Annotated in this window: 7 protein-coding genes; 3 read left to right on the forward strand and 4 right to left on the reverse strand. The window is 67.5% G+C overall.

Features of this window, described 5'->3' with window-relative positions:
* The first annotated feature begins 75 nt into the window (after positions 1-75).
* Entirely contained in the window at positions 76-432 is a 357-nt protein-coding gene (locus tag MBTS_RS16545; RefSeq protein ID WP_018044027.1) for a DUF6867 family protein, read from the forward strand.
* A gap of 70 nt (positions 433-502) precedes the next feature.
* Positions 503-1,630, forward strand: coding sequence for a branched-chain amino acid ABC transporter substrate-binding protein (locus MBTS_RS16550; protein ID WP_373321233.1), 1,128 nt, complete (start codon positions 503-505; stop codon positions 1,628-1,630).
* A gap of 315 nt (positions 1,631-1,945) precedes the next feature.
* On the opposite strand, the gene thrS is transcribed toward MBTS_RS16550, so the two are convergent.
* Positions 1,946-3,973, reverse strand: coding sequence for a threonine--tRNA ligase (thrS, locus tag MBTS_RS16555; protein WP_147831168.1), 2,028 nt, complete (start codon positions 3,971-3,973; stop codon positions 1,946-1,948).
* A 350-nt stretch (positions 3,974-4,323) separates the two neighbouring features.
* Here thrS and MBTS_RS16560 point away from each other — a divergent pair, with 350 nt between their 5' ends.
* Positions 4,324-5,685 carry a 2-hydroxycarboxylate transporter family protein gene (locus MBTS_RS16560; RefSeq protein WP_056142368.1) on the forward strand — a complete coding sequence of 454 codons (1,362 nt, stop codon included), beginning with the start codon at positions 4,324-4,326 and terminating at the stop codon, positions 5,683-5,685.
* On the opposite strand, the gene MBTS_RS16565 is transcribed toward MBTS_RS16560, so the two are convergent.
* Genes MBTS_RS16565 through MBTS_RS16575 form a run of 3 tightly spaced genes read right to left on the reverse strand, consistent with a single transcriptional unit; the run spans position 5,672 to position 6,963 of the window.
* Positions 5,672-6,142, reverse strand: a complete 471-nt coding sequence (locus MBTS_RS16565; RefSeq protein WP_192216059.1) for an OsmC family protein — start codon at positions 6,140-6,142, stop codon at positions 5,672-5,674. The two genes, MBTS_RS16560 and MBTS_RS16565, sit on opposite strands and share 14 nt — an antisense overlap.
* A gap of 40 nt (positions 6,143-6,182) precedes the next feature.
* Positions 6,183-6,515 (reverse strand): membrane protein insertion efficiency factor YidD, encoded by a 333-nt coding sequence (yidD, locus tag MBTS_RS16570; RefSeq protein ID WP_147831174.1) that lies wholly within the window; start codon positions 6,513-6,515, stop codon positions 6,183-6,185.
* A gap of 4 nt (positions 6,516-6,519) precedes the next feature.
* The gene (locus MBTS_RS16575; protein WP_027173118.1) at positions 6,520-6,963 is read right to left on the reverse strand and encodes an iron-sulfur cluster assembly scaffold protein; all 444 of its coding nucleotides are present in this window, start codon (positions 6,961-6,963) and stop codon (positions 6,520-6,522) included.
* Positions 6,964-7,376: the final 413 nt, after the last annotated feature.

A 7,376-nucleotide genomic window follows, 5' to 3' on the forward strand; every position in this document is an offset into this window, starting at 1 on the left:
CGCGGGCCACCCTCCCCCGCTGAGGGGGGAGGGAAAGCGCGTCCCGCTTCGGATGGCATCGGTAGGCAAGGCATCATGACCGAGACCCTGTCCCTCGACACGCCCAATCTCGGCATCTTCCTCCTCGTCACGCTGGCGATGGGCGGGGGCGCGGCCTGGATGGCGGGCAGCAGCTTCGCCAGGGGATGGCGTCCGTTCTGGCAGTGCGTGCTGGCGGGGCTCGCCATCGCGGCGGTCTCGCGCTTCCTGCATTATGCCCTGTTCTCGGGCACCCTGCTCTCGCCGGCCGGCTACGCCCTCGACGCGGTGGTGATCCTCGCCATCGGCGCGCTCGGCTACCGGGTCACCCGCACCCGGCAGATGACCACCCAGTATCGCTGGCTCTACGAGCGCACCGGCCCGCTATCCTGGCGGGACCGGCAAGGGACGTGAGCCCGACACATCTTCGTGCAACCATGCGCCAAGCGGGACACGTTCAATCCGCCGCGCTGATCGAGGGGAAATGACCATGAAGACACTGATGGCGATGAGCGTGGCGCTGGGTGCGCTGATGCTGGCGGGTGCCGCGCAGGCCGAGATCAAGATCGGCGTGGTCGTCCCGGTCACCGGCCCCAACGCGGCCTTCGGCGCGCAGATCAAGACCGGCGCGACCCAGGCGATCGCCGACATCAACAAGGCCGGCGGCGTCAACGGCGAGAAGCTCGTCATGACCGTGGGCGACGACGCCTCCGATCCCAAGCAGGGCGTGTCGGTGGCCAACAAGTTCGCTTCCGAGGGCGTGAAGGCCGTGGTCGGCGCGTTCAATTCCGGCGTCTCGATCCCGGTCTCCGACGTGCTGCAGGAAGCCGGCATCATCGAGATCAGCCCCGCCTCGACGGCGATCAAGTATACCGAGCGCGGCAACTGGAACACGTTCCGCACCTGCGGTCGCGACGACCAGCAGGGCGCGGTGGCGGGCGCCTACCTCGCCGACAAGTTCAAGGGCAAGAAGATCGCCTTCGTCCATGACAAGACCCCCTACGGACGCGGGCTGGCCGACGAGACCCTGAAGGCGCTCAAGGCCAAGGGCGGCACCAACGTCATCTTCGAGGGCATCAACCCCGGCGAGAAGGACTTCTCCTCCCTCGTCTCGAAGCTGAAGCAGGCCGGTATCGACGTGGTCTATTTCGGCGGTCTCTACACCGAGGCCGGGCTCCTGATCCGCCAGATGCGCGACCAGGGCCTCGCCGCCCCGCTCATGGGTGGCGACGGCATCGCCGACCGGGAATTCTCTCAGGTCGGCGGTCCCGGTTCGGACGGCACCCTGATGACCTTCTCGCCCGACGCCCGCAAGAACCCGAAGGCCAAGGCCACCATCGACTCCTTCAAGGCCATGAACTTCGATCCCGAGGGCTACACGCTCTATTCCTACGCCGCCGTGCAGATCCTGAAACAGGCGATGGAGGCGACGAAGTCGAGCGACGGGCAGAAGATCGCCACCTACATGCAGCAGGGCAAGCCGTTCGACACCGTGATCGGCGACATCTCCTACGACAAGAAGGGCGACATCACCCGGCCCGACTACGTCATGTACATGTGGAAGAAGGGCGCCGACGGCGCCATCAACTACGCCGGCAACGAGGTCCCGTAGAACTACGCTTACCCCTCTCCCCGCCGGGCGGGGAGAGGACGTCGTCCTCCCCTTGTCGGGAGGCGAAGTGAGCCCGTCAGGGCGAGGGTGAGGGGGTATCTTCGGGTGTGGCTCCTCCGAACGCGCCCCCTCACCGTCGGCTGCCGCCTCGCCGCGCCGACGACGGGGTCGCCGCGGCCCTCTCCCCGCGTGCGGGGAGAGGGGAATGCGCGCCGGCTACGTAGAACAGAACCAAGACGGCACGCCTTAACTCGGATGAGGCAGTCTTCCGCCTCTCCCCGCATGCGAGGAGAGGCAGTGCTCACCGAGACTGCCTCAAGGCGTCGGGCTTTCCCCGTGCTGGCCGTCGAGCGCCACGTCGGCGCTGGGCACGCTCTCGTTCACGGCCTGCGCCCGGCGGATGTCCGGTGAGGTCGCTTCCGCGAGGAGGTCGGCCAGAGCCGTGTCGAGGGCGGCCGTGCGGGTCTGCTGGCTGCCCAGCCGGCGGATCGAGACGGTGCGCTCCTCGCCTTCCTTGCGGCCGACCACGAGCATGACCGGCACCTTGGCCAGGGAATGCTCGCGGACCTTGTAGTTGATCTTCTCGTTGCGCAGGTCCGACTCGACCCGGAGCCCGGCGCGGTTGAGCGCGGCCACCACCTCGCGGGCGTAGCCGTCGGCATCTTGCGTGATCGTCGCCACCACCACCTGAACCGGCGCGAGCCAGAGCGGGAAATGGCCGGCGAAATGCTCGATCAGGATGCCGGTGAAACGCTCCAGCGAACCGCAGATCGCCCGGTGCACCATGACCGGCGCCTTCTTCTGGCTGTCGGCATCGACGTAGAACGCCCCGAAGCGCTCCGGCAGGTTGAAATCCACCTGGGTCGTGCCGCACTGCCAGTCGCGGCCGATGGCGTCGCGGAGCACGTATTCGAATTTCGGCCCGTAGAAGGCGCCCTCGCCCGGGCTGATCTCGGTCTTGATCCGGCCGCCCGACTGCTCCTCGATCTGTGCCAGGACGCGGGTCATCACCTCCTCGGCATGGTCCCACAGGGCATCCGAACCGACCCGCTTCTCGGGCCGGGTCGAGAGCTTCACCACGATGTCGCCGAAGCCGAAATCGCTATAGGTCGACAGGATCAGGTCGTTGATTTTGAGGCATTCGTCGGCGAGCTGGTCCTCGGTGCAGAAGACGTGGGCATCGTCCTGGGTGAACCCGCGCACGCGCATCAGGCCGTGCATGGCGCCCGAGGCCTCGTAGCGGTGGACGATGCCGAACTCGGCCATGCGCAGGGGCAGGTCGCGGTAGGATTTCAGGCCGTGCTTGAAGATCATCACATGGCCGGGGCAGTTCATGGGTTTGAGCGCGAACCAGCGCTTGTCCTCAGCCTCGTCGCCCGCACTTTGCGCGGCGAACATGTTCTCCCGGTACCAGTCCCAGTGGCCGGAGGTCTCCCAGAGCGACTTGTCGAGGATCTGCGGCGCGTTCACCTCGGCGTAATCGCCCTTCAGGCGCCGGCGCATATAGGCGATGAGCTCCTGGAAGATGGTCCAGCCCTTGGCGTGCCAGAACACGACGCCCGGCCCCTCCTCCTGGAAGTGGAACAGGTCCATCTCGCGGCCCAGGCGCCGGTGGTCGCGGCGCTCGGCCTCCTCGAGCCGGTGGAGATAGGCGTCGAGGTCTTCCTTCGTGGCCCAGGCGGTGCCGTAGATGCGGGTCAGCATCGGGTTGTTGGAATCGCCGCGCCAATAGGCGCCTGCCACCTTCATCAGCTTGAAGGCGGTGCCGACCTTGCCCGTGGAGGTCATGTGCGGGCCGCGGCACAGGTCGAACCACTCGCCTTGGCGATAGATGTTCAGGTCCTCGCCGGGTGGGATCGCATCGACGAGTTCGACCTTGTACCGTTCGGCTTTCGACTCGAACAGCGCCCGCACGTCGTCGCGCTTCCACACCTCCTTGGTGAAGGGGGCGTCGCGGGCGATGAGCTCGCGCATCTTCGCCTCGATCTTGGGGAAGTCCTCGGGGGTGAACGGCTGGTCGCGGGCGAAATCGTAGTAGAACCCGTTCTCGATCACCGGGCCGATGGTGACCTGGGTCTCCGGCCACAGGGATTGCACGGCCTCCGCCAGGACGTGGGCGCAATCGTGCCGGATCAGTTCCAGGCTGCGCGGGTCGGCGCGGTCGAGGAACTCGATGCGCACGTCCGAATCGATCAGGTCGTCGAGATCGCGGACGCGCCCGTCGAGGGCCATCGCCACGGTGCGCTTGGCGAGGCTCTTGGCGATGCCCTCGACCACGGTACGGCCGGTCACCGCGGCGTCGTAGCTGCGGGTGTTGCCGTCTGGGAATGTCAGGATGGGCATCGGATCGGGTCTCCTTGCGCTCACTCCTGCGAACGAGGCAGGTAAGCGGCTGGTGTTCGGATGGCGCGCGCTCGGCGCGAGGGGCGCGGTCTAGACCGTTTCGCAGGAGGAAGAAATCCGCGCGGGCCATCGACCGGCCTTTTACGGGCTCTCGCGGACGTGAACGCACTTCCGAGACGATCCGGGTCGGTTGATACAAGCTGCGATTGACAAGCTTCCGGCCCCATCCGCCCATTCACGCATCACGGAACCGGGATGGCCGGCAGCGGGCGGATGCTCGTGCCGGTTCGCCGAGAAGGTCCGATCAAGCAGGCCGGCCCGAAAGGCGACCGGCCGAAGGGAGAGTATCGATGGCGAATCCAGCTTCCGCCGCTGCCGCCGAGCCCGTCCCGGCGGCGGAGACGCCCGCGCGCCGGTTCTGGCCGCAGGGCTGGTGGCGGATCGTCGATGTCAAGATCGGCATCATTCCCCTGCCGGTCTATCTCATCCTCGTCGCCCTCCTCGCCGTCCTGACCTCGGAGGGCGAGATCAAGCCCGATGCGCCGACGATGATCGCGGTGCTGGCGCTCGGCGGCTTCACCTGCGCCGAGATCGGCAAGCGGCTGCCGGTCCTGAAGAATATCGGGGCGGGCGCGATCTTCGCGACCTTCATCCCCTCGGCCCTGGTCTATTACATGCTGATCCCGACGCCGCTGGTGAAGGCGATCACGGATTTCACCAAGTTCACAAACTTCCTCTACCTGTATATCGCCACGATCATCGTCGGCAGCATCCTGGGGATGGACCGGGACGTGCTGATCAAGGGCTTCCTGAAGATCTTCGTGCCCCTGGCGGCCGGCTCCGTGGCGGCGGCCTGCGTGGGCACGCTGGTCGGCACCCTGCTCGGCCTCGGCGCCTATCACACCTTCTTCTTCATCGTCGTGCCGATCATGGCCGGCGGCGTCGGCGAAGGGGCGATCCCGCTCTCCATCGGCTACGCCGCCATCCTCGGCCAGGGCCAGGGCGACGTGTTCGCGCAGGTTCTGCCTCCCGTCATGCTCGGCAGCCTGACGGCGATCGTGCTGGCCGGCACCCTCAATGCCGTGGGCAAGCGGATGCCGCATCTCACCGGCGAGGGCCGGCTCCAGCCGGACCGGGACAACGACGTCACCGCCGCCAAGGTCGAGGACGCGCCCGTGGATGCGGCGACAGTGGGAGCGGCCGCGCTCACCGCCGTGACGCTCTACCTCCTCGGCGTGATGATGCACCACCTCACCGGGCTCCCCGCTCCCGTGGCGATGCTGTTCCTCGCCGTGCTCGCCAAGCTCGCCAGCGCCGTCTCGCCACGCCTCCAGGCCGGCGGCTTCGTCGCCTACAAGTTCGTCCAGATCAGCATGACCTATCCGCTGCTCTTCGCCATCGGCGTGTCGATGACCCCCTGGGACAAGCTGGTGGCGGCGTTCACGCTGGCGAACCTCATCACCATCGTCTCGACGGTGGTGACGCTGATGGCCACCGGCTTCCTGGTGGGACGCCGCCTCGGCATGTACCCGATCGAGACCGCCATCGTGAATGCCTGCCACAGCGGCCAGGGCGGCACCGGGGACGTGGCGATCCTCACCGCCGCCAACCGCATGGCGTTGATGCCCTTCGCCCAGATCGCCACCCGCATCGGCGGCGCGCTGACGGTGACGGGGACGCTGGTGGTGATGCGCTGGGTCAGCGGGGGCTGAGGGGAGCGGCCACGACGACCTCCGTCCTCACCGAATTCGCGATGAAGCACTCCTCATGCGCGGCCTCGTGGAGCGCCGCGAGCCGTTCGGTATCCGGGGCGGTGCCGGCCCAGTCGATGTCCGGGCGGAGCGTGACCCGCGTCACCGCACGACGTCCGGGCCTCGTCTCCTCCAGCACGCCCTCGGCATGGTCCCGATAGGCGGTGACGCCGAATCCGGCGAGGCGCGCGAGATGGAGGAAGGTCAGCATGTGGCAGCTCGACAGCGCCGCGACCAGCATCTCCTCCGGGTCGACGGCCTCGCGAGCGGCCCATTTCCCGACCACGTGCTCCGATGCGGTGCCGGCGAGCGTCACGCCGCCATCGAACGTCACTGTGTGCCCCCGGCCGTAACGCCCGGCGGCGAAATCCTCCCCGGGCTTCAGGGCCCAGGCGACATCCGCGATATGGGTCGACATGCAGTGTTTCTTCCGTCGCATCGCCGGTGATGGGGCAACGCTACCCTCCCGCGCGCTCGTCTTCCACCGCCTCGCACGCAAACGGCGATGGCGGCGCGTTCACTCCGCGCCAGCGCCCATAGGTCCAGGGGGCGTACCAGGCCGAGCGCGGCGGCAGGGTCTCGGGCACGATGTCGATGCCATGCGTGCCGAACGGGCCGCAGCGGCAGATGCGCGAGAACCCGATCCAGCCGCCCGGCCACAATCCGTACCGGCGGATCGCCTCGTCGGTGTAGTCCGAACAGGACGGCCAGTGCCGGCATTGCCGGCCGATCAGGCCCGACAGGGTGAGCTGGTAGCCCCGGATCGCCCAATGGGCCGCGCGGCGGACCATGGCTCTATTCGGCGGCCTGAGCCTTGGCGGCGACCTGATCGAGGGCATTCACCACGGCATCGAAGGTGAGGAGGGTCGAGGCGTGGCGCGCCTTGAAGTCCCGCACCGGCTCGAGAACGGCGAGGTCGGCCCACTCGCCCTGCGGTGCCGGCCCGTTCTCCTTGAGCATGCGCCGCACCGTGTCGCGCACCTCCCGCAACTCGTCCGCCTTTGCGCCGACCACGTGGCGGGCCATGAGCGAGGATGACGCCTGGCCTAGGGCGCAGGCCTTCACCTCATGGGCGAAGTCCGTCACCGTGCCGTCCTTGACCGAGAGATCGACGGTGACGGTGGAGCCGCAGAGCTTGGAATGGGCGGTGGCGCTGGCATCCGGTGCGTCGAGCCGGCCGAGACGGGGGATGTCGGCGGCGAGTTCGAGAATGCGGCGGTTGTAGATATCGTCGAGCATATGCGAGGTCCCGTCGGGGCGTCGGCAGCGAGCCGGCTTCCGATCACGATGGTCTGATCCGCATTCCCCGCATTGCGCGGCGGCGCGATAACGACGATATAGGCGCCAGCGTACCGTTTCGCGAGGAGGCGGTTCGTCGACCAGGGTCGCGCCCACGGCCAAGGAAATTCTCATCGTTCGGGCGCCGGCCTGCGGCAACGCGGCTGAAAACGCGACCGAGATGGTTCGACGATGTACGCAAAACCAGATAGTTCGACGATGAACGCACGTGTCGCCCGTGCGGGAGATGCCATGGATGCCGCGCTCAAATCCCTTTCCTACCGGCTGACCGAGACGGATCATCAGGGAATGGACCCGACTGCCAAGGCTGTGCCCGCGCCCCTGAACGGGATGCGCAACGACAATTCCCGCCC

Source organism: Methylobacterium bullatum (genome assembly GCF_014845095.1).
GTDB classification, from domain to species: Bacteria; Pseudomonadota; Alphaproteobacteria; order Rhizobiales; family Beijerinckiaceae; genus Methylobacterium; species Methylobacterium bullatum.

What these genes read in the sequence shown, in the direction of transcription:
- MBTS_RS16550 (WP_373321233.1), top strand. Translation starts at nt 503, where the DNA reads ATGACCATGAAGACACTGATGGCGATGAGCGTGGCGCTGGGTGCGCTG.
- yidD (WP_147831174.1), bottom strand. Translation starts at nt 6,515, where the DNA reads ATGGTCCGCCGCGCGGCCCATTGGGCGATCCGGGGCTACCAGCTCACC.
- MBTS_RS16575 (WP_027173118.1), bottom strand. Translation starts at nt 6,963, where the DNA reads ATGCTCGACGATATCTACAACCGCCGCATTCTCGAACTCGCCGCCGAC.
- MBTS_RS16545 (WP_018044027.1), top strand. Translation starts at nt 76, where the DNA reads ATGACCGAGACCCTGTCCCTCGACACGCCCAATCTCGGCATCTTCCTC.
- thrS (WP_147831168.1), bottom strand. Translation starts at nt 3,973, where the DNA reads ATGCCCATCCTGACATTCCCAGACGGCAACACCCGCAGCTACGACGCC.
- MBTS_RS16565 (WP_192216059.1), bottom strand. Translation starts at nt 6,142, where the DNA reads ATGTCGACCCATATCGCGGATGTCGCCTGGGCCCTGAAGCCCGGGGAG.
- MBTS_RS16560 (WP_056142368.1), top strand. Translation starts at nt 4,324, where the DNA reads ATGGCGAATCCAGCTTCCGCCGCTGCCGCCGAGCCCGTCCCGGCGGCG.